Annotated in this window: 13 protein-coding genes and 1 riboswitch; of the genes, 5 read left to right on the plus strand and 8 right to left on the minus strand. The window is 69.3% G+C overall.

Annotated features, from left to right (window positions below):
• Nucleotides 1-11: 11 nt before the first annotated feature.
• From VF632_RS21335 to metH, 5 genes are all read right to left on the minus strand, one after another.
• The gene (locus tag VF632_RS21335) at nt 12-3,305 is read right to left on the minus strand and encodes a SusC/RagA family TonB-linked outer membrane protein (RefSeq protein WP_331024947.1); all 3,294 of its coding nucleotides are present in this window, start codon (nt 3,303-3,305) and stop codon (nt 12-14) included.
• Between the two features lie 415 nt (nt 3,306-3,720).
• Complete coding sequence (gene trpE / locus VF632_RS21340) at nt 3,721-5,226, minus strand: anthranilate synthase component I (RefSeq protein ID WP_331024948.1); 1,506 nt, start codon at nt 5,224-5,226, stop codon at nt 3,721-3,723.
• A 36-nt stretch (nt 5,227-5,262) separates the two neighbouring features.
• A complete protein-coding gene (locus tag VF632_RS21345; protein ID WP_331024949.1) occupies nt 5,263-7,704 on the minus strand; it encodes an SMC family ATPase in 2,442 nt (813 codons plus the stop codon).
• Between the two features lie 3 nt (nt 7,705-7,707).
• Entirely contained in the window at nt 7,708-8,862 is a 1,155-nt protein-coding gene (locus VF632_RS21350; RefSeq protein WP_331024950.1) for a DNA repair exonuclease, read from the minus strand.
• A 397-nt stretch (nt 8,863-9,259) separates the two neighbouring features.
• Nucleotides 9,260-12,721: a methionine synthase gene (metH, locus tag VF632_RS21355; protein ID WP_331024951.1), complete on the minus strand. Its 3,462-nt coding sequence runs from the start codon at nt 12,719-12,721 to the stop codon at nt 9,260-9,262.
• Nucleotides 12,722-12,801: 80 nt separating this feature from the next.
• A riboswitch (SAM riboswitch) is annotated at nt 12,802-12,880 on the minus strand.
• A gap of 129 nt (nt 12,881-13,009) precedes the next feature.
• On the opposite strand from metH, the gene VF632_RS21360 reads away from it, so the two are divergent.
• The 3 genes from VF632_RS21360 to VF632_RS21370 all read left to right on the plus strand — a co-directional run bounded on the left by VF632_RS21360 (nt 13,010) and on the right by VF632_RS21370 (nt 17,903).
• The gene (locus VF632_RS21360; RefSeq protein WP_331024952.1) at nt 13,010-14,380 is read left to right on the plus strand and encodes a hypothetical protein; all 1,371 of its coding nucleotides are present in this window, start codon (nt 13,010-13,012) and stop codon (nt 14,378-14,380) included.
• A gap of 683 nt (nt 14,381-15,063) precedes the next feature.
• Entirely contained in the window at nt 15,064-17,199 is a 2,136-nt protein-coding gene (locus VF632_RS21365) for a hypothetical protein (protein WP_331024953.1), read from the plus strand.
• A gap of 65 nt (nt 17,200-17,264) precedes the next feature.
• Nucleotides 17,265-17,903: a hypothetical protein gene (locus tag VF632_RS21370; protein ID WP_331024954.1), complete on the plus strand. Its 639-nt coding sequence runs from the start codon at nt 17,265-17,267 to the stop codon at nt 17,901-17,903.
• Between the two features lie 118 nt (nt 17,904-18,021).
• On the opposite strand, the gene VF632_RS21375 is transcribed toward VF632_RS21370, so the two are convergent.
• The 3 genes from VF632_RS21375 to VF632_RS21385 all read right to left on the minus strand — a co-directional run bounded on the left by VF632_RS21375 (nt 18,022) and on the right by VF632_RS21385 (nt 20,820).
• Complete coding sequence (locus VF632_RS21375) at nt 18,022-18,579, minus strand: hypothetical protein (protein WP_331024955.1); 558 nt, start codon at nt 18,577-18,579, stop codon at nt 18,022-18,024.
• A 93-nt stretch (nt 18,580-18,672) separates the two neighbouring features.
• Complete coding sequence (locus VF632_RS21380; RefSeq protein WP_331024956.1) at nt 18,673-19,425, minus strand: TMEM175 family protein; 753 nt, start codon at nt 19,423-19,425, stop codon at nt 18,673-18,675.
• Nucleotides 19,426-19,470: 45 nt separating this feature from the next.
• On the minus strand, nt 19,471-20,820 hold the full coding sequence (locus tag VF632_RS21385) for an aminopeptidase P N-terminal domain-containing protein (RefSeq protein WP_331024957.1): 1,350 nt from the start codon (nt 20,818-20,820) through the stop codon (nt 19,471-19,473).
• Nucleotides 20,821-21,133: 313 nt separating this feature from the next.
• Between VF632_RS21385 and VF632_RS21390 the strand changes: the two genes are divergently transcribed.
• Complete coding sequence (locus VF632_RS21390) at nt 21,134-21,301, plus strand: hypothetical protein (protein WP_331024958.1); 168 nt, start codon at nt 21,134-21,136, stop codon at nt 21,299-21,301.
• A gap of 140 nt (nt 21,302-21,441) precedes the next feature.
• Nucleotides 21,442-22,362 (plus strand): hypothetical protein, encoded by a 921-nt coding sequence (locus VF632_RS21395; RefSeq protein WP_331024959.1) that lies wholly within the window; start codon nt 21,442-21,444, stop codon nt 22,360-22,362.
• Nucleotides 22,363-22,452 lie beyond the last annotated feature (90 nt).

Raw genomic sequence — 22,452 nt, forward strand, 5'->3', positions numbered from 1 at the left:
TCCGTTCCTGTTCAGTGGGTGAGGCCCAGAGAGAACACCCACGCGCGCGAGAGGGGGTTGACCATCCAGTCGATGCCGCGGTTCGCCGCGGCGGCGCCGCCGACGTTCACCTCGGGGTCGAAGCCCGTGTACTTGGTCCAGGTCTTCAGGTTGCGGCCCGCCAGGCGCAGGTCGATGGCGGTGAAGCCGAGACGCTGGGCCACCCAGGGCTGCGAGAAGGTGTAGCCGATGGTCACCTCGCGAAGGCGCGTGTACGTGGCGTCTTCCTGGAACTGCGACGCGGGACCGCCGATGCCGCCCAGCGAGGTGTACCAGGTTTCACCGATGGGCACGGCCTTGCCCGCGCCGGGACCGGTCACGGCGCCCGGCAGGATGCCCTGGCCGAACACCTGCTCGTTGCCGGTGCAGGTGGTGACGCCGCCGGCGGTGGTGCAGGTGGCGCGCTGCTCGGTGTCGCCGTGCGTGCCATAGCTGTACATCGAGGCACGGGTCATGTTCTGGTTGCTGCCGCCGGAGCGGTGCTCCACGAACGCGCTCAGGCGCACGCCGCGGAAGTTCACCTCGCCGGTCAGGCCGCCCGTCCAGTCCGGGTTGGGATCGCCGATCACCCGGGTGGTGGGGTCCTGGATGGGGAAGCCCGAGGCATTGATGTACAGCGCGCCGTCCGGCTGGTTCGCGCAGGCCGCCCCGACGTTCTCGCTGCCCACCATCTCCAGGCCGCGGCCGCAGCGGGCGAAGTCGGTGCCCTGGAACACGCCCAGGGGATGGCCCACCACGGCGTCGGTGGAGCGCCCGCCGAACGAGCCACCCAGGAAGGGGCTGGAAAGCTCCTTGCGGGCGGTGTCGCCCAGGCTCAGCAGCTTGTTGCGGTTGCGGGCCCACTGGCCGCCCACGTTCACGCTGAAGTCACGACGCTCCATGACCCGGAAGTTGGCCGTGGCTTCCCAGCCGCGGTTCTGGATCTCGGCGGCGTTCAGCACCCGCTGGCCAAAGCCGGTCGAAGGCGCCAGCTGGATGGGGAAGATCACGTCCGACGCGTTCTGCCGGTAGTGCGTCAGGCTGAAGTCGGTCCGGCCGTTGAAGAAGGCCAGGTCGACGCCCAGCTCCGTCTCGGTCACCCGTTCCGGGCCGATGTCGGGGTTGCCCTGCGTGGCCGAGGTGTACAGGCCGCCAAGCCCGCCCAGCGTGGGCTGCAGCTGCGCACCGGGGCTGAAGTCGGTGATCAGGCTCGCGGAAAATACGTCCTGCAGCTGGTACATGCCGGGAAGCTGCCCGCTCTCGCCGTACGCCAGGCGCAGCTTTCCGAAGCTGAGCAGGTTCTCGGGGATGTTCAGCGGCCGCGTGAACGTCCACGCGGCCTGGGCACGCGGGTACCAGGCACGCTTGCTGTTGTAGCCGAAGCGGGAGGAACCGAAGTTGGTGACACCGGCCGTCAGGAACAGCTGGTCGGCCACGTCCATCGTGCCCGTCAGGTTGTACGACTCGATGCGGCTGGTGGAGTCGGCATCCGTGGGCAGCTGGCGCGAAACCGTGTTCGCCAGCTTGAACGGGCGCGGCGCGATCAGCGTCTGCCCGGTGACGAACACCTGGCGGAAGTACGTCTCGTTCAGGTTCTGTCCGGCGCTCAGCGACCCGGAGATCTGGCGTCCGAGCGAGTAGTCGGCCGTGGCGACCAGGTTGTGGTCGAGGATGCGGTCGTAGAACTGCCAGCGGGTCACCTGGCCCGCCACGGCGGCGCCGGAGCTGCCCACCGGGACGGCTTCCATGCGGTCGTCGCTGGCGTAGTCGATGCCCAGGTTGTGGGTCACCCGCAGCCAGTCGAGCGCCTGCCAGTTGGTGTTGATGTTGCCGTACACGCGGCCGACCTCGGCGGTGTTCTCGCCCTCGAAGGCCGCGAAGAACGGGTTGTCGAAGCCGCGGTTGGTCAGCGCGTCGGCGGGGCCCGGCAGGGGAAGCCGGAAGCTGCGGTGCTGGCCGGTGGCCGGGTCCAGGTAGACGCGGTTGTTGAACTCCGGCGGCGTGCGCACCGCGCCCAAGATCAGGCCGTTCACGCTGTTGCCGCGCTGTACGAATTGTCCGCCCGTCTGCACGTACGAGACGTTGCCGCCCACCGTCAGGTTTTCGCGAAGGCGGTGCGAGGCGTTCAGGCGCGCGGTGCTGCGGTTGTACGTGTCGGCGTCACCCCAGATGAAGCCGTTGTGCCGCACGTCGCCCACCGACAGGTAGAACGTGGTGCGCTCGTTGCCGCCCGACATCGTCAGGGCGTTGTCGAAGATGCGGCCGGTTTCGTACAGGTTGGCGACGTTGTCGTACGTCGGCGTGCCGGCGGCGAGCTGGGCGCCCCACGACTGGAAGCCGCTGCTGATCGAGCAGCCCTTTCCATTGGTGATGGTGGGGTTCAGGGCGCATGCCGGGGTCACGCTCGACGTGCCCATCCCGTACCTCTGCTGGAGGGGGAGGGTCGAGGCGGCTTCGTCCAGCTGAATGGAGCTGCGGAACGAGTAGGTGGTGCGTCCCGCGCGGCCGCGCTTGGTGGTGATCAGGATGGCGCCGGCGGCGCCGGCCTGCGCGCCGTACACCGAGGTGGCCGCGGGACCCTTGAGGATCTCGATGGACTCGATGTCGTCGGGGTTGATGTCCGACGCACGGTTGGGCGCCACGGTGCCCTGCAGCGCGCCCGAGGTGGAGCGCGTGGAGTTGTTCATGGGCACGCCGTCGATCACGAACAGCGGCTGGCCGGTGCCGCTCAGCGTGCTCTGGCCGCGGATGCGGATGGCCGTCGAGGCACCGGCTTCGCCGGACGCCTGGTGCGTGACCACGTTGGCCACGCGGCCCGCGAGGCCCGAGACCACGTTGGTCTCGTTGGTGCGCGAGAGCACCGCCGAGTCGATGCTGGCGCGCGCCGTGCCCAGCCGCTCCACGCGGGTCTGCAGCCCGGCGCCGGTCACCACCACCGCATCCAGCTGCAGCGCGCTGGTCGCCATCTGGAAGTTCTGGGTGAGGGTGGCGCCCGGGTTCAGCGTGATGGTGCGCGTCTGGGTGGCAAGGCCCACGCGCGTGGCGGAGATCTGTACCGCCTGCCCGGCGCGGATGCGCGCCCCGGGGATCACCACCCTGTAGGTGCCGTCAGGCCCTGTGGGGGAACCGACGTTCAGGCTCTCGATGCGCACGAGCACGGCGGCCTCTGGCTGGCCCTGGGCGTTCGTGACGCGCCCGGTAACCGTCGCGGCCTCCTGGGCCAGCAACGAAACCGGTGCGAGTGCCGCCGCGATCACTACCGCGATCAGCCGACGGAAATTTCTCATTCCTCGTCCTCCTGTTTGGTTCGGCGGCCGGGGTGGCGCGCCGGGTGGGGTCCGATGGTTCGCACCGTCGTTCGCGACGGGGCCGCGCGGTGCGAGGGCGCGCCTGCCGCCTTGGGAGAAGGAGGCCGCTGCAGCCCGACGGGTGGTGCCCTGCTTACGTCCGGGAGAATTCGCGTCGGCCCTCCGGGTGCGGGTGGACGGGTGATGGTGCCGAATGAACAAGAGCGCCGGACTGGCGCGGAATGGACGAAAGCTGCCGAAAACCGCCGCGGCGCCGCGTAGATGGTGATGTTGGAAGTGCTGTCCTGCGGAGTGGATACGCCTGTATATAGGACGGGTCTCCGAGGGTGTCAAGGGACACGGCTTCCCCCCGGGGCCAACTGCTACATCCGTTTCCGTCCCCTTTTTCGCCTTCTCACCCGCCCACCATCTTTACCGCGCGTAGCAGCGCGCGGGCCTTGTTGAGCGTTTCGTCGTACTCGTCGGCGGGGCGCGAGTCGGCCACGATGCCGGCTCCCGCCTGTACGTGCGCCCGGCCCCCCTGGGCCACCACGGTTCGGATGGCGATGGCGGTGTCCATCGTGCGACCGCCGTAGCCGAAGTAGCCCACGGCGCCGGCGTAGGGCCCCCGGCGGGCGGGCTCCAGCTCGTCGATGATCTCCATGGCCCTCACCTTGGGGGCGCCGGAGACGGTGCCCGCGGGAAAGGACGCGCGGAACACGTCCATGGCCGACATCCCCTCGCGCAGCTCGCCTTCGACGGTGGAGACCATGTGCAGCACGTGCGAGTACTTTTCGATGGCCATGCGCTGCGGCACCTTCACCGTTCCCCAGCGGGCCACCCGCCCCACGTCGTTGCGCCCCAGGTCCAGCAACATCAGGTGCTCGGCCACCTCCTTGGGGTCTGCCAGGAGGCTGGCGGCCAGCCGCTCGTCCTCGGCGGCGTCGGCGCCGCGGCGGCGGGTGCCCGCGATGGGGCGCACCGTCACCTTTCCGTCTTCCAGCCGCACCATCACCTCGGGTGACGAGCCGATCAACCGCGTTCCGTCCAGGTCCAGGTAGAACAGGTACGGCGACGGGTTCAGCGTGCGCAGGGCGCGGTACAGGTCGAAGGGCTCGGCCGTGAGCGGCACCGTCAGCCGCTGCGAAAGCACCACCTGGAAGGCGTCGCCGGCGCGGATGTACTCCTGCACGCGCCGCACACCGTCTTCGTACCGCTGGCGGCTGCTGGTGCTTTCGAAGTCGGGGTCCGCCTCGCCGCCGGGGTCGCCCAGGGCCAGCGGGGCGGGCCCGGGCGACTCGCGCAGCCGGGCGATCAGCCCGTCGATCTCCAGGGCCGCGGAATGATAGCGCTGCTCCATCTCGGCTCGTGACAAGCCTTCCACCTGCACCGCCACAACCGCGCGCGCGCGGTTGAAAAGGTTGTCGATGACGATCGTCGTCCCCGTGAGCATGAACACGGCGTCCGGCAGGTCCAGCCCCTCGGCCGGCGCGTCGGGAAGGCGCTCGATCAGCCGCACGGTGTCGTAGCCGAAGTAGCCCACCGCGCCGCCCCAGAAGCGGGGGAGCCCGGGCACCTCCGCGGGGCGGAACGACGTCAGGAGGCGGTCGAAGTCGCCGAGCGGGTCGTCGCTTTCACCTTCGTCCACCCATCCGCCCGCGGGCGTCCAGGTATCCACCCGCCGCCCCCGCAGGCGCCAGGCGGAGCGCGGCTCGCTCCCCAGCAGGGTGTAGCGCGCCCACCGCTCGCCGCCGACCACGGATTCCAGCAGGAACCCGAAGGGCGGCCGCGCCAGCTTGTGGAAGGCGGAAACCGCCGTGTCGGTGTCGAACAGGAACTCGCGCCACACCGGCACCACGGTGGCGCCTTCGGCCAGGTCCAGGAACTCGGCGAGGGCGGGCGAGGGGGGCGCTGCAGTCACGAGAGTCACGGATGAGGATCGGAAAGAAGGGCGGTGTCAGTCGGCGGCGAGGGGGGCTTCGAAGTCGTCGCCGCCGGTGACGTTTTCTTCGCGGAGCACCGAGGTGCCCGCGCGCTCGTCGTATTCCACGCGCAGCACCTGGTCCAGGCTTTCGCGGATCCCCTCGATGTGGGTGATCAGGATCACCTGCTCGAAACGGTCTTCCAGGTGGTGGAGCAGCTGCACGACGTTGTCGCGGCGCGCCACGTCGAGCGACCCGAACACCTCGTCCAGGATCAGCAGCGACAGCGGGTGCCCCGCCCGCTCGGCGATCATCTGCGAGAGCGAAAGGCGCAGCACCAGGTTGGCGATGTCTTCTTCGCCGCCGGAGATCACCGGCTTTTCCTCGCCCTCGTCCATCACCATCAGGTTGTACGACTCGTCGATTTCCATCGACGTGTACCGCCCGTCGGTCAGCTGCGAGAGGAAGGCGGAGGCGATCTCCGACAATTCCGGGCGCACCTGGTCGTTCAATTCCTGGCGCAGCTCGCTGTACGCGAGGTCGAGCTCGTCGTGGTAGCGAAGCTCGGCTTCCTGCGCCTCGACTGCCTTCACACGCTGCTGGTACAGCGCCTCGGCGCGGGTGGCGGTCTGCAGCGCCTGCTCGGCGGTGTTCAGGTCGCCCGTGGCCCGGGCCACGCGCAGGTCGGCGGCGCGCACGCCCTCGTCCAGGCGCTTGTGCTCGGCGCGCACCGCCTCGAACGCTTCTTCGCTGAACCCCAGGCCATCGCGCTCGGCCGTGGCGGCGCCGGCCTGCTCCAACGCCGCGGCTTCGCGGGCGCGGGCCTGCGACTGCGCCAGCTCCCAGTCAGCCCCGCGGGCGGCCGTCTCTTCCAGGCGGGCCGCGCGCTTTTCCAGCTCGCGCAACTCGGCGAGGCGCTTTTCGGCCTTGCGGTGCTCCGCGGCGTCGTAGCCGGAGGGGAGCGCGTCCAACTCGCCCTGCAGCTCGCCGCGCCGCGCCTGGCGCTGGGCTAGGTCCGCCGTCAGCTGCTCCAGCTCCTGCAGCGCGCCCTGGCAGCGGGTGAGCTTGCGCGACCGGTCTTCCACCGCTTCCACCAACTGCGGAAGCAGCTTTTCCAGCTCCACGACGTCGTCGGGCTTGGCCTCCAGCTGCTCGTATCGCTTGGCCCGCCACTTTCCGTCCTGCACCAGCATCCGCCACTGGTCTTCCAGCTCTTCCAGCGTGCGCTCGTAGTCGTTTCCGAGCGGGCGCCCGCAGGTGGGGCAGATGCCTTCCGCCCCCAGTGCGCGGATCTGGGTGATCTGGTCCTTGAGCTCGGTGCCGCGCTCGCGGTAGGTGGACAGCTGCGTGAACGCGTCCTGCTTGTCGGCCAGCCAGGTGGACTTCTTTTCGTCCAGCGTGGCGGCGACGGCTTCGCGCTGGGTGCGCAGCTGCTCCAGCTCGGCCGCGTACTTCTTTTCCAGCTCCGGGGCCGTGGCCACCTTTTCCAGCCGCTCGCGCGCACGCACCAGCTCGGCGTCCAGGTCCGCCACCTGCCGCACGAGCGCCTTGCGGCGCTCGTCCTGGCGCGCCAGCTCGCTGAGGCGCGTGCACTGGTCGGTGACGGTGGGAAGGTGCGCGAGCTTTTCGCGCAGGGGGGCCAGCGCGGCCTCGGCCTCGGCGACGGCTTCCAGCTCCGACGCCGCCCGGTTCAGCTCGCGGCGCGCGGCCTCGCGGTCGCGCTCGGCCTGGGCGACCGCGTGGGTGAGCTCGCGGTATCGCTCGCGGGCCTTCTGCGCGTCTTCCCACCGCGGCGTAATCTCCTTCAGCGCGGCGGCGGCATCTTCCGCCGCGCGGATGGACGCTTTCCGCGCCTCGACCGCCTCGGCCACGCCCTTTTCGGCCGCCACGCGCGCGGCCGCGATCTCTTCCGGGTCGCCCAGCGTGGCCCGCAGCCCGCGGATTTCGCTACGCAGCTCGGTCTTGCGCCCCTTCACCAGGTCCTGCGCCCGCCGCAGCCGCTCGTAGCCCAGCACCTGGCTGAGGAAGCGGCCGCGGTCCGCGGGCCCCATGGTGGCCAGGAACGCCAGCTCCTTCTGCCCGGTGAAGTAGGTGTTGAAGAACTCCTCGCGCGTCATCCCCACGCGCTGCTGCAGGTACGCCGTCGCCCCGCCGACGGTGGACGCCACGGGCGAGGCACCGCCGTCCAGGTACACCTCGGCGGTGGTGAGCGTGCGGATCACCCGGAACTCGTGCGCGCCCAAGCCGAAGGCTAGGTCCACCTCCACGCGCGAGCGTGCCCCCGCGCGCGCGAACTTGATGGTGTCGTTGGTCCCCCGCGCCGCCGCGGCGCCGTAGATGGCCCAGGCGATGCCCTCGAGGATGGTGGACTTGCCCGCGCCGTTGGGCCCGATGATGCCCGTGAGCCCGGAGCGGAAGGTGATCTCGGTGTGCGCGTGCTGGCGGAAGTTGCGCATGGACAGGGAGCGGAGGCGCATGGCTCAGCCCTCCCCGGTGCGCTCGACGTACGTCTTGCCCAGTTCCACCAGGTGGTCGCGCTCGCAGCGGTCGTCGCGCAGCACCCAGTCCTTGCGGATGAAGCTTTCCACCTGCTCCTGCAGCGTCTGGCGGCGGACGGGCGCACCGGAGGCGGCGCGGCGGCGGATTTCGGGCGGGCGCGCGTCCAGGTGAAAGTGCAGCGCCTCGGCCTTCCACTCGCGGATCTGCTTGTGGTTCAGCTCGCGGATGCAGGGCCGCTGCACGTCGGTGACCACCATGCGGACGATCTTGCCCTTGATGCCCTCGGGCACCTTTTCGACCAGCGCGCGGATGCGGGCATCCACCTCGGCCGGGCCCAACCCGCGCGCCTCCACCCACGGAAGGTCCACCACCGTGCGGGTGCGGAGGGGCTGGAAGTCGGCCCTGCGCGTTTCGGTGTCGTACAGCAGGAAGCCCTTGTCTTCCTTCTCCATCCAGATGTTGGTGGAGGTGCGCTCGATGCCGCCGGCGTACCACATGTTGGGCGCCATCTCGGTGGCGATGTGGTAGTGGCCCAGCGCCACGTAGTTCCACCGCTCCGGGCCAATGTCGGTGTTCTCGACGATGGCGCCGCCGTATTCCGAGACGTAGCGCAGCTTCTGCTCGGCCGCGGCGCCGCCGATGGTGCCGTGCAGCATCAGCAGGTTGTATTTGACCGCGGGGTCCGGCTCCAGGCGCGCCTGCTCGCCCGCGAACAGCGCCACGTGCGGAAGGCAGAGGATGGAGGTGTCCAGCTGGGGAAGATGCACCGTGCGGCTTTCGTCGCACGCCACCCGCACGCCGTCGATCTCGCGGAACAAGTTGAGGATGTTGCCCGTGTCGGCCGAGCGCGGAGAGTCGTGGTTGCCCGCGATCATCACCACCGGCGTGTCCGGAAGCTCCTCGGAAAGGCGGCAGAACTGCCGGAAGGCCTCGGCGATGGAGGTGTTGGAGGGGCGGACGGTGTGGAACACGTCGCCAGCCACCAGCACCAGGTCCGGGCGCAGCTCCACCACGCGGGCGACGGCCTGGCGAAAGGCGTCGGCCACGTCGGCTTCGCGCGCGTTGGCCCCGCGCTGCGTGACGCGGTGGTAGGCGCGGAAGCCCAGGTGAAGGTCGGCGAGGTGGGCGATTCTCACTGTGGTTCGGTTCTATTGATGCTGATCGTGTGATGCCGGGGCCCTCCCCCGGCCCCTCCCCCGCAAACTGCGCCGGGAGAGGGGGGAACTTCGGTCGGGGCGCGACGGGATGCCTCGCATGCCTCGGGAGGCCCCTCTCCCGGCCTCTCCCCCGCAAACTGCGCGGGAGAGAGGAGAATTCGCACCGGATGGGCCGCCTGCCGGTGAATGCCTTGGGAGCCCCCTCCCCCCGGCCCCCGTCCCCCGCTGCGCAGGGGAGGGGGAGACCTGAACTGCGCTTCGGTCGGCCCCGCGCTCCCGACCGGCTCCCTTCCCCCGCGCAGTTTGCGGGGGAAGGGCTGGGGATGGGGGGCGCCGGCCGTGCGCCGAACCTGCCCCCGCCACCGACTCCCGTCCCTCAGGTGCTGAAGTACTTCGCCGCCGGGTGGTGCACCACCAGCGCGGCGGTGGACTGCTCCGGGTCCAGCTGGAACCCGGCCGTCAGCCCCACGCCGATCGTTTCCTTCACCGGCAGCAGGCGGAACAGCACCTCGTGCTGCTCCACGTCGGGGCACGCGGGGTAGCCCCACGAGTACCGGAGCCCCCGGCTTCCCTCCATCCCCAGCTCCTGCCGCACCAGGCGGTTCACGTACTCGGCCGTGCCCTCGGCCGTCTGCACGCTGAAGCCGTGCAGGAAGTAGCCCTCGCTGTAGTCGCCGCCCTGCGTGCGGCGCTCGATGAACTCGGCGGCCTTGTCGCCGCTGGTCACCACCTGCAGCGGCAGCACGTCCTTGGGGGCCTCGCCGTTCAGCGGGCGGAAGTAGTCGGCCAGGCACAGCTGCTCGCGGTCGTCCTGCCGCGGAAACGAGAAGCGCCCGATCTCCTTCGCCTTGTCCGCCGGGTCGAACACCACCACGTCGTTGCCGTCGCGCCCCGCCGGGAAGTAGCCGTAGATGGCCCGCGGCCGCAGCCACCCCTGCGTGCGCGCCTCGCGGGTGTAGCGCGCCAGGCGCGGCTCGAAATCGTCCTTCACCACGCGGTCCCACTCGTCGCCCTTCAGGTTGCGGGCGCCCCACTGCATGCGGTACAGCGTGTTCCGGTCGATGCACTCCACCACGTCGTCCACGGGGATCTTGTCGAGCACCTTCCATCCCCAGAACGGCGGCGCCGGCACGTCGGCCGCGGGGAGCGCGTTCTCGCGGCTGGCGGGGCGCTGGTCCTTCGCCGAGGCCTTGCGCTCCTCGTACTCGCGCTGGCGCCGCACCATCTCCTCGTTGTGCGCGCTGACGAACTCCCGCCCGTCTTCCGCCATCAGGCGGTCCATCGTCGCCAGCCCCTCGAAGGCGTCCTTGCAGTAGAACATCCCCGACGCGTACGGCTGCTCGCCGATGAGCGACGCGCTGCGCACGAAGCTGGGGTTGATGGCCGCGCCGCCCACCAGCAGCGGGTAGCTCAAGCCACGCTTCGAGAGCTCCTGCGCGGCCAGCGGCATCTGCTTGGAGGTCGACACCAGCAGCGCGGACAGGCCGATGGCGTCGGCGCCCACCTCCTGCGCCTTTTCGATGATGGTGTTCACCGGCACCTGCTTGCCCAGGTCGAACACCGTGTAGCCGTTGTTCGTCAAGATGGTGTTCACCAGCGACTTGCCGATGTCGTGCACGTCGCCGTACACCGTCGCCAGCACCACCTTGCCCTTGGTCTGCCCCTCGGCCTTTTCCAGGTAGTTCTCCAGCCGCGCCACAGCCTTCTTCATCACCTCGGCGCTCTGCAGAACGAAGGGCAGGATCAGCTCGCCCGCGCCGAACTTGTCGCCCACTTCCTTCATCGCGGGGAGGAGGACGTCGTTCAGCACGGGAACAGCGCCCAGCTTCTCGACCGCGCGATCGATCCAGTCTTCTACGCCTTCCTTCTTGCGGTGCAGGATCTTCCAGTGCAGCGCCTCTTCCGGCGTCATCTCCAGCGTAGGATCGCCCACCGCTTCCGTCTCCGCCGACTTCCCCTCGTAGAAGTTGATGAAGTCGGCCAGCGGGTCCTTGCCCTCGGCGCGCCGGTCGAAGATCAGGTCGTCGGCCAGCTGGCGCTCTTCGGGATTGATCTCGAAGTACGGCTTTACGTGCGCCGGGTTGATGATGGCCGTGTCCAGCCCCGCCTGCACGCAGTGGTGAAGGAACACGGAGTTCAGCACCGCGCGCGCGTGCGGCGCCAGCCCGAAGCTGACGTTGGAAACGCCCAGCGTGGTCAGCACCCCCGGAAGCTCGCGCTTGATGGCGCGGATCCCCTCGATGGTTTCCACGGCCGACCGGCGGAACTCCTCGTCGCCCGTCGCCAGGGTGAAGGTCAGCGCGTCGAAGATCAGCGCGTCGGCCGGCAGCCCGAACTCGCCCGTGGCGATGTCGTACATCTTGCGGGCGGCCTGCAGCTTGTGCTCGGCCGTCTTGGCCATGCCGCCCAGGTCGCGGTCGATGGTCAGCGCGATCACCGCCGCCCCGTGCGCCGCCACCAGGGGAAGCACCGCGTCGATGCGCTCGCGCCCGTTCTCCAGGTTGATGGAGTTGACCACGGCGCGCCCGGGCGACTGCTCCAGCGCGGTGCGGATGACGTCGGCCTCGGTGCTGTCGATGCACAGCGGCGCCTCGACCCCCTGCGACAGCAGCTTGACGATGCTGCGCATCTGGTCGCCCTCGTCCTGCCGCTCCGTCAGCGCCACGCACACGTCCAGCACGTGCGCGCCGTTCTCCGTCTGCTCGCGCGCCACGTCCAGAATGCCGTCGTAGTCGTCGCTCAGCAGCAGCCGCTTGACCTTGCGCGACCCCTGCGAGTTCACCCGCTCGCCGATCATCGTGGGCGCGGGCACCTGCACCAGGTCCATGGCGCGGATGCCGGACGACAGCCGCGGCACGTACTCCACTTCGTGGCGCTTGGGCTTTACGTCGCGGATGCGCTCCACCAGCTGGCGGATGTGGTCCGGCGTCGTCCCGCAGCACCCGCCGACGATGCGTACGCCGTGCTCGCCGATGAACTCCGCCATCTGCTCGGCGAAGGGCTGCGCCTGCAGCGGATAGACCGCGCAGCCGCCCTCGTTGTGCGGGATGCCGGCGTTGGGGATGCAGGAGATGGGCAGCCGCGAGTTCTCGCCCAGGTAGCGGATGGCCTGCCGCATGTGCTCGGGCCCCGTCGAGCAGTTGAGGCCGATGACGTCGGCCCGCAGCGACTCCAGCGTCACCATGGCGGCGGCGATGTCGGTGCCCAGCAGCATGCGGCCGGAGGTGTCCAGCGTCACCTGAACCTGCAGGGCGACCGGGCGGTCCGCCTGGGCGATGGCGGCGCGGCAGCCGAAGACGGCGGCCTTCACCTCCAAAATGTCCTGCGACGTCTCGATCAGCAGCACGTCCACGCCGCCCTCGATGAGCGCGGCGGCCTGCTCCTGGAAAACGGGCACCAGCTCGGCGAAGGTGATGTTGCCCAGCGTGGGGTCACTCGCGGAGGGCAGAAACCCCGACGGGCCGATGGAGCCGGCCACGAAGCGCGGGCGCCCGGTCTCCGCCGCAAACCGGTCGGCGACGGAGCGGGCCAGCCCGGCGGCCGCCACGTTGATTTCGCGCACCTGGTCCTGAAGCCCGTACTCGCGCAGGGTCAGCCGGTTGCTGCGGAAGGTATCCGTCTCCAGCACGTCGCTTCCCGCCTCCAGGAACGACGCGTGGATCTCGCCCACCACGTCCGGCCGGGTGATCACCAGGTAGTCGTTGCACCCCTCCAGCGCCTGCCCGCCGAAATCCTCCGGCGTCAGGTCGTAGCCCTGGATGCTGGTGCCCATGGCGCCGTCGAACACCAGGACGCGTTCGTCGAGGGCGGCAAGGTAAGGCGAGCGGCTGCTGTCCATCGATCCAATTCCGTGCATGACAGAAAAACCCCGCGGCTCGTGGTGAGTGCGGGGCGAAATCGCGTCGGACCGGCTGTGTCCTCCGATCCATCCCGACTCTTTAGCGTTTTTTTAACGTGGTACGCAAGCGGTCGCGCAAATCCATCCACGGCACGTATCTCACGTGCAAGGGCCAATCTACGGCGTGCGGGGGCGTCGGCGCAAGGGCTGGGCTGCGCAGCCTTGCGCGGCGGGCAACGCCGGACGACTTTGCCGGGGAGCATCCACTTCCACCGAACGACGGATCGAATGACCGCCGAAACGGCCCACCACAAGGACGAGATCCTGGATCGCCTGGCGAAGAACGCCAACGTGGCGCAGTTCGTCAGCTTCGACCCCGCACTGCAACAGCGGCACGCCTGGGTTCACGGGCACGCGCCGAACGTGCGCTTCGGCTCGGCGGAAGACGCGGCGGGCGCAATGCTGGCCGCGGCTCCCGAGCAGTCGGTCAACATCCGCTCGTTCGAGCCGTACGACCCCAAGAGCCGCGAGTTCGTCTACGGCGTAAAGAACGCCGACGAGGTGGTCGCGCACCTGCGGCGCCTCTCGGCCCAGGGCCTGTACACCATCGTCAACGAGACGGTGGACGTGAACGACGGCGGAGTTTCGGGCGTCGCCTACGGAAACGTGCTCGAGTTCGCCCCCGGCGACACGCCTCGGTGCGTGGAAAAGCCGGGAACGGCGGCGCTTCCCCGAGACCTGGCGTACCAGGCTTTCGAGACGGTGTACGGCTTTCACCCGACGCTCCCGAAGCGGCCGGAACTGCGGGTGGAGTTCAGCATTCATCCCATCCGCCGCGGCGTTCGCCACGACCACACCATCGTCTGGGAAGAGGAGGAGCTGGCGGGTGGGCCGGAGCAGGCCCATGTGGCATGGCCCAACCTCTGGAGCCGCATGCTGGGCGACAAGGCGTACGGGCTGCTGGTGGCTCACCTGCTCGGGTTCGCCGTGCCCTTCACGCAGGTGTTCCCGCGGCGGACGGCCCCGTTCTCGTTCGGCCGCGATACGGGGATTTCGGAGCCGTGGATCCGCACGGCCCCGACCGAGCAGATGCCCGGCAAGTTCACCACCCAGCGCGGCTGGACCGATCCCTTTGCGCTGATGCAGCGCGAAGATCCCGGGGGCACCGCCATCGCGTCGATTCTGGCCCAGCGCGGCGTGGATGCGCGCTACTCCGGCGCGCTGATCTCGCAGCCGGACGGCGGCGTCCTCGTGGAAGGCGTTTCCGGATTCGGCGATCCGTTCATGGTGGGCGAGCGCGCCCCGGAAGCGCTGCCGGACGCCGTGACGGCGGACGTGCGGGCCGTGTACGACCGCGCCCACGCCGTTCTCGGCCCGGTGCGGTTCGAGTGGGTGCATGATGGAACGCAGGTGTGGGTGGTTCAGCTTCACAAGGGACCTAGCGCCTCGCAGGGGCGCGTCATCTTCCCCGGCGAAGCCGCGAGTTGGCGCAGGTTCGACGTGGCAGAGGGCATCGGCGCGCTGCGCGAGTTGATCGCGGGGGTCGATGGCTCCGGCGACGGCGTGGTGCTCGTCGGGCGCGTGGGCGTCACCAGCCACTTCGGCGACCTGCTGCGCCGCGCGCGCGTCCCCTCGCGCATCGAGGAGCCCGGAAGTTAACAAGCGAGGAAATCGACTGGTGGTGTCCATCTGATGATTCAATTCTCCCCCGGCAGGTTCCGGTGGCCGGTGGCCGGGGGCCTTTCACACGTGCCCCCGCTCATTTCCCCATGTCCACACCTGCCGAGCGTTCTTCCGACCTTACGTCACCCCCCTCGGAAACTCGCGTCGAAACCAAACCCCGCGAAAATCCCCAGCCTGATACATCTCCTGCGTGGCTCGCCACCTCGATCGATGTGGCAGGCACTCTGCTGGTGCTGGTGGGCCTCGTCACCTTGGCTTGGTACGCATGGTCTTCTTTTGGCAGCTCCTCCCGCTCGGACAGGCCTCTACCCGTAACAGCAGCGGCGATAATGGCGGACCCTCTCGTCGGGGTTCCGGCAGGGACTGGATCGCCTAATTCCGTGACACTCGCAGAGGCACTGCGGCAGTTGCGCGGGCGCGGCGGATTCGAGGCGCCTTCGGCGCTGGTGCTCTCGGGGGATCTGCTCAGGGTTCGTCCTGCTGTGACTACGTCCGATGCACCTCGAGTGTCAGAATCGGACACCCTGCCCGCCCGTTCCGTAACACAGCAGCCTGCGCCCGACACCGCAGTCATCGATTCGGCAGCGGCAGGGACGGGCAGCGGCACCGGTGGTTCGCCAGCCGCCGACACGGCCACGACTGTGGTAGGGGTGCCGGGAATGACCGACTCGCTTGTCACCCTGCTGCGGGCGTCTCCGGTGGCGGACATCTACGTGGTTCCGCGCGACGATTCCGGGCGTGCTGCGCTGGAGATCGTGCGTGATTCGCTGCGTGTTGCGGGAGTTCGGCTTACCGACCTCACGCTTTGCTACCACTCTGCGGCTTCGGCGCCGGACGGGTGCTGGGCAGAACTTCCGGGCACACGATATTGGCTCGCCGGATTTCCCGCGCTCCCAACGGACAGCGCGGCAGCCATGCGCATGGTAGACCGCCTTGACTCGCTCGTGGCTCGGGCGCGGGCTCAGCAGCGGCAGGTCGTGCTCGTAGTGGCAGCGCTGCCGCCCGCCCCGGCGAACCGGCGCGCGCAGCCAGTGGATAGCGCGCGCGACACCGTACGAGGAGCCGTGCTGCGCTCCGCGCAGCAGCGATGGGCCGACATCGCGAGTTCCGGGACAGTTGCGGCCGTGGTGTCCATGGCGGGGTCGGGCAGGCGCGGGGAGCGTTTCTTCGCCGCACCTTCGTTGGGCGCGCGCGCCGGCATCGCAGCGCCTTCTCGGGGCTTCATGCTCCTCACCCTTGGGCGTAGCGCCCATCCACACGTGGTTCCGTACGACCCTGCCTCGGCATCGTTCCAGACGCCCACGCGCGCGTCGCTCACGCCCGGGGGCGGAGAACGCGGCTCCATCCGGCGCTTCGTGGACTGGGTATGGACGCTGGCGGACAGTGATAGGGACTTGGCCGTCGCCACCGTGTTTGGCATTGCGCTGCTGTTCGCGTTCCTTACCGTAGCGGCCCTCTGGCGAGTACCGGAACCAGGGCGGATTTCCAGCACGACGACAACCACTACCGCAAGCAGTACTACGGTCGGCGGCACTACCACAAATGCGACCACCCAGCCCGGGGGGGCGTTGATGTCCGGTGGCATCTTCGAAGGCAACTTGGCCCGCACCGTCGTCAGCGGGCTCACGGGCATTGCTACCGTCACCATTCTGACGCAGTTCTGGAACCTCTCAGGCGTCAACGCCGAGGCACTGTATGTAGTGGTCTTCGTCGCCGCTTTCCTGCTGCTACTCGTGGTGATCGCGTTGCTGCGTGCCGCCGTAGAGACGCTCCGGAGCCGAATCGCCAGTTCACCGGTGATCCCGCGTTGGGAGCGACCTCGGCGTTCCGATGCAGCTTCGAGCTTCGGGTTCCGGCGGCTCGTGATGCAGCGACTAGGGGCATATTGGGCAAGCCGGGCCTGGCGGTGGCTCCTCACGGTTCGTGAGGGATTTCTCGTGTTCTTCGATACCTTCATGAATGTGGTAATGGGCCGTAGCTACTCCGCGAATGTCGTTTGGGAGGAGCGGATCGTGGATCTCCAGCGCATGCTGCTGCGCGCGACTGACCGCGTGCGGGAGGAAATCACGACGGCGTTGCAGGAAGCAATCGTTCGCCATTACGGCCACCTGCAATCCCCTCCGAACGATCCGGAACTCTCCCTGCTGTCTCTGCAGCAGTCGGTCCGCGTGAGCATCAGCGTTCTATCCGATGATCAGCAATCTGTGTTCTACATCTCGGCGGCGCCGGGGAGCCTCTCCAAAATGTTCACGCAGCAGTCGGTGGCGTGGGTGGCGGCTTATTCGGGCGAGGCGCGCTGGTGGTTCAGCGATTACAACGAGATCCCGGACTTGGTCTTGTTCGACAACAGCTCCAATGCCCTTCCCGGAGTAGGTGCGGTCAAGCTGCGCATGAGCGAGTACCTGCAGGCGCGCCGCCAGTCCGACTACAATGCATTCGTCGTAATTCCCATTCCCTGGCGCCGCCGCCATCTGCGCGACGATACCAGGCGCGGGCTCATTCACATTGCTTTCGGCAAAGCCGAGTGGATGCAGAACCTGTGGGGAGGGCTACTGAACCCCGATCCGTATTCGAACGCCGCCCTCGGGGGATCGACCCAAACCGCGAGCCCACCGGCGCGCGGAGGGGACATCAGCCCATTTACCGATGCGAATTCGGTGCTGGACTCTCGGTTCTTGCAGGACGACGCATTGCGTGCAGTCCTTTTCCAATCAGTGAATGTACTAGCGGAACTCGTCTCCGAGTTCGACCAGACCGTGTACGAGTCACGGCTGCGCAAGCAGCGAGGCAGTTGATCCGTCGTGGTCGCGGGTGCATACTTCGGTCATGCATTGAGGACTGAACCCGCACGCCGGAGCCGATGACCAGCGAGTACGAAGTAGATGTCCGATCCCGGCGATACGACCGCCTGCACAGCGAAGAAGTGGCGATCGCGTTCAGCGCGCTGGATTGTGCGCTTAACGGCGAGAAGGGGATCTACGCCAGCAGCGAGCTGACGACGGGCCGCCGCGCGTACGACCTGGCGCGAGAGCACCGCGCGGGAAGCATGCAGGAGCTTCGCGAGATGCTGGGCGACGAGCCTCATCGAGCCCTGATCTTCGACCGCAACTGCGACGAGGCCAGCGCCTTCGCCCGGCGGCTGCGGGAGGAGCTGGGCGGGGCCGAGATGGTGATCACCCCGGCACCGTTCACGGCGCCCGGGTGGAGCCAGGCGGAGTACCTTCACTTCTGGGAAACCCTGATCCGCACGCGCGTGAAGGCGGTGTACTTCAACCAGGCCTGGCAGTACAGCAACGGCTGCACTTTCGAGTTCGCCGTTGCCTGCGAGGCGGGAGTTGCATGCTTCGACGCCAGCCACCAGCCCCTGCCGCTGGAGCGCGGCATCGAACTGGTTGAGAACGCCATCCGGGAGCTGGAAAGCGTCAGCGTGGAGGTGCCGCGGCTGCGGCTGAACCTGGAGCGCCTGCAAGCCACCGTGGACTACGCACCCGTGACGTAAACGTTCGTCTACGATTCTGGATTCTACACAGCCCCGCCACTCTCATGGAGCGGCGGGGCTGCATTCGTCATTGCCTGAAGGACGGGCTGGGCCGTCCATCTGCGCCTGGGCGGCGGGCTCAGGCGGGGATGCGGCGCTGCTCCTGCTCGCGCTCGCGGCGGTCCTCGCGCCGATCGCGCACGTCTTCCCGGCGGTCGCGGCGGTCCTCCACGCGGTCGCGCACATCCTCGCGGCGGTCGCGGGCGCGGCGCACGGCGCGCTCCCTGTGTGCGCGGGCGGCATCGCCGTGGACTGCGCGCTCCCGGTGGGCGCGCGCATGCTCGCGCTGCCGCACCGCGTGCTCGCGGACGCGGGCCGTGTGCTCACCCCGCCGCGCAGCATGCTCGCGGACGCGGAGGCCGTGTGCACGCTGACGGGCGCCATGCTCGCGCATGCGGACGGCGTGCTCCCGCTGCCGCGCCGCGTGCTCGCGCATTCGATGGGCGTGCTCCCGCTGGCGAACGGCGTGCTCGCGGTGGGCGCGTCCGACCGCGTGGCGCGCTCGTGCGTGCTCCCGGTGAACCGCACGTTCCCGCTCGGCACGCACCTCGGGCGTCTGCGGGGGCGCCACCACCTGCGCGGCGAGGGAGGCCGGCGCCATCGCCAGTGCCAGGGCCAGCAGCCACTTCGTCTTCATGGTTTCCACTCCAGGGAGAGGGAGGTGTCTTGGGGATGCGTTCATGCCCGCATTCCAGAGTACAGCCCCGCACGCCGGAGCGTTGGGCGGCTCTCAGCCGGCGGCCAGCGTGCCCTGCAGCCGCTTGCGCGCGCGCCCTGCGAGCGTGCCGTTGATCCACATCGCCGGGCCGATCAGCCAGTACGCCATCCCCGCCATGAACGGCCCAAACCCGCCCCCGAACAGCGCCAGCATGATCGACGCGCACCCGATCCCCACGTTCAGCATGCTCTCGCGCACCGTGGTGACGGTGTCGAACTGCTCCACCGGATCCAGCTCCAGCGCCTCGCGCATGCGGTACGCGTGAAGGTGAAGCAGGGCGAAGATCAGGAACACCGCCACGTATCCGCCGCTGAACACCACCATCAGCATGGGCCACTGGTCGTGGGTCAGCACAGGATCGCCGCCTGCCGACACGGCCTGCCACGGCGCGGAGCCGGTGAACATCCCGAGGACGATGGTGAAGACGAACTTCAGCGGATACACGAAGAAGACGATGACGAACAGCAGCGCGGCGTTCAGCACCATCGTCACGCCATCGTTCAGGCCGTAGCGGCGAAAGAAGCGGTACTGGTTCCACCACACCAGGAACAACAGCGCGAAGCACGCGGCGAACGAACCGAACCCGCGCATCACCTCGAACAGCTGCGTGGCCGTCCGCGGCACCTCCAGCGACACCACCAGCAGCGTGATGGCGAAGCCGAACACCGCGTCGCTCAGCCCCTCCAGCCGCGACACTTCCCTGCCCCGCGGACGAAATCCGTGAGTTTGGGTCTGCTGCGCGGCCATCAGGCGGGATCGGATCATCGGCGGAGAAGATGTGAGGAGGGATGGGGAGAGACTGGCGGGCGGTCACTCGCCCAGGCAGATGCGCTCCACTTCATCGGCGTCGAGGGGCACGCCGCGGGTAAGGATCTCGTTGCCGTCCACCGTCACCAGCACGTCGTCTTCCAGGCGGATGCCGATGCCGCGCAGCTCTTCCGGGACGTCGTCCGCGTCGGCGGGGATGTAGAGGCCGGGCTCCACGGTCAGCACCATCCCGGGCTGAAGGTCGACGGACTCGCCGGCGCTGTCGCGGTACATGCCCACGTCGTGCACGTCCATCCCCAGCCAGTGCGACGTCTGGTGCATGTAGAATCGCTTGAACGCCTCCGACTCGATCAGCGCGTCCACCTCTCCCGTCAGCAGCCCCAGGTCCACCATCCCCTGCACCAGCACGCGGCGCGCCGCCTCGTGCACGCCGCTGAACGGGGCGCCGGGGTGGATGGCGCCGATCGCCGCATCCAGCGAGGCCCGCACGATGTCGTACACCCGGCGCTGCGGGGCGGAAAAGCGGCCCGACGCGGGAAAGGTGCGGGTGATGTCGGAGCAGTACATTCCCACCTCCGCGCCGGAATCCACCAGCACGAGGTCGCCCTCTTCGATGCGGCGCGAGTTGGCGTGGTAGTGCAGCGTCGTCGCGTTCGCGCCCGAGCCGACGATGGCGGGAAAGGCCGTCCCACACTCCGCACCGGCGGACCGATACGTGTGGTCGAGCAGGGCCTGCAGCTCCCACTCGCCCACGCCGGGGCGCCCGGCCCGCATGACGGCCAGGTGTCCCCGCGCAGCCAGGTCCGCCGCCGTGCGCATCAGCGCGATCTCTTCGGGCTCCTTCACCAGGCGCATGGCGTCCAGGACTGAGCCCGGGTCGCGAACGTCCACTGGGCCCTTGCCGGCGCGCGGGCGCGTGCCTCGGAAGCCGGCGACCAGCCGCAGCACCCGCATCTCCAGGTCGCCGGCCAAGCCCGTGAGCGAGAACCACACGGCGTCCGCGGGCTCCAGCAGCTTCTTCAGGTGCTCGTCCAGCTGCTCGATGGGGTACGCGGCGTCTGCCCCGAAGCGTTCGCGCGCGCCCTCCACGCCGGCGCGGGCGCCGTTCCACACTTCGCGCTCCGGGTCGCGCGGGCGAACGAACAGCGTCAGCCGGTGCTCGGCGTCGTGCGGCGTGAGGACGGCGACGGCCCCGGGCTCCGGAAAGCCGGTCAGGTAGTGGAAGTCGCTGCCCTGGCGATAGGGGATCTCGGTGTCGCGCGACTTCAGCAGCTCGGGGCCGGCGGGCAGCACCGCTACCCCCTCGCCAATGGCGGCCAGGAACCGCTCGCGGCGGTGGCGATACGTGTCGGCGGAAAGGCTGGGCCGGACAGCGGCAGCCGGGTCGCTCATGCGGGAAGGATCCGAGGATGATGGCGGCCGCGGCGGCGGCGCTGGGCCGCACAGCATAGGCCGGGCGCGGGATGCCCGCAACCTCGGCGGGCGGCTCCGGCCGCGGGTCGCCACGCCCTGCGTCCAGCCGTCGTGGCGGATGACGCGATCCCTTGTTTGGGGCCATACCGGAGAGGCAGAAACACCTGACGGCATGCGACGTGCGGCCTCCGCCGCGCCATTCCCATCCGGAGCGCGACGTTTTGTGATCGCGCCATCACGGGCCACGTGGCGAGCGTTTCGCCGCGGAACCATAGCAATCAGGAGAAACTCCATGCAGAAGATCAAGCTCGACATCGAAGCTCTGGACGTGCAGACCTTCCAGGTGACGCCGGACGCCGACACGGGCAGCCGTGGGACCGTGCAGGCGCACCAGGCCCCCACGCTGCCCGTGCAGGACTGCTTCCGTTCCGTCTTCCCCACCTGCGGAATCTACTGCTGACCGTCTGAAGGCGGAGATGGCGGCCCGGGCGCGGAATGCGCCCGGGCCGCCTTTCGTCGCGGGCGGGAGTTGCGCGCGGGCGGCCGCGCGCAGAGCTTTCGTGGACCGCCGACCCGTGATCGCACCGCCGCCCGAAATCGATGCTCCCTCGCAGACAGGCCCTTCTCGCTATCGCAGCCGCGTTCCTCTCGGGCGCGGCGGACGCGCAATCGCCCTCGGGGCTGCGTCCGCCCACCACCTGGGCCGACTGCGGGATTCCGGCGCTGGAATCGCTCCGCCGCGATCCGTCGCCGCTGGAGATGCGCTGCCGGTACGGAGCGCAGGGCCCGGGCAGGTTCGGGCTGCTCTCGTACCTGGACGTGCCCGTCTACCGCCCCGCGACCCCGCTTCCGGGCACGCACGTCGTCGGGGTGCCGGGAATGCCGCATCCCGCACCGGGCGAAAGCTTCGAGGAATGGGAGTGGCGCGTGCTGCGGACGCGCTTTGGGCCGGAGGTGCGGCGGGTGCACAACAACCTGCTGCAGCTGGACCCCGTCTTCATGTCCATGATCCGCCGCTTCGAGCGCGAGCTGGCCAGCCGCGGCATCCGCGCGCGCCGCCGCGAAACGTACCGCACCGCCGAACGGCAGGCGTGGGTGTTCCAGCAGGGGCGCTCGCGGCCGGGCACCTTCGCCACCACCACGCTCACCTCCTGGCACTGCCGCGTAGACCGGCTGGGGCGCCCCGCGGCGCGCGCGGCGGACTACGACGTGGCGTCCGGGCAGCTGGCGCGCTTCCACGAGGTGGCGGCGGCCATCGGCCTGCTGGGGTACGGGGCAGACAGCAACGACCCCGGCCACGTCTTTCTCCCCGACCTGGACGCGGCCACGGGAATGGACCTGGCGGTGCTGCGCCTGCTCCCGCGGGTGATGCACGTCACCCTGGCGACGGGTCGGCCCGAGGGCGAGTGGCAGGCACCGGGCGCCACGGAGCGGTGGCGCCAGCGCACGCTGGACTTCATCCGCAACCCGGTGCCCGTCTGGCCCACGTGGTACCCACCGGCCGCGCGCGTCGACGGATAGAACGAAGAGCGGGTCGGAAAAGCGAAGGGGGAAGAGCACGGTGCGTGCTCCTCCCCCTTCGCATCACCCGGAACCGCCCCGCGCGGGCGG

This window comes from Longimicrobium sp., assembly GCF_036388275.1.
Classification (GTDB): domain Bacteria; phylum Gemmatimonadota; class Gemmatimonadetes; order Longimicrobiales; family Longimicrobiaceae; genus Longimicrobium.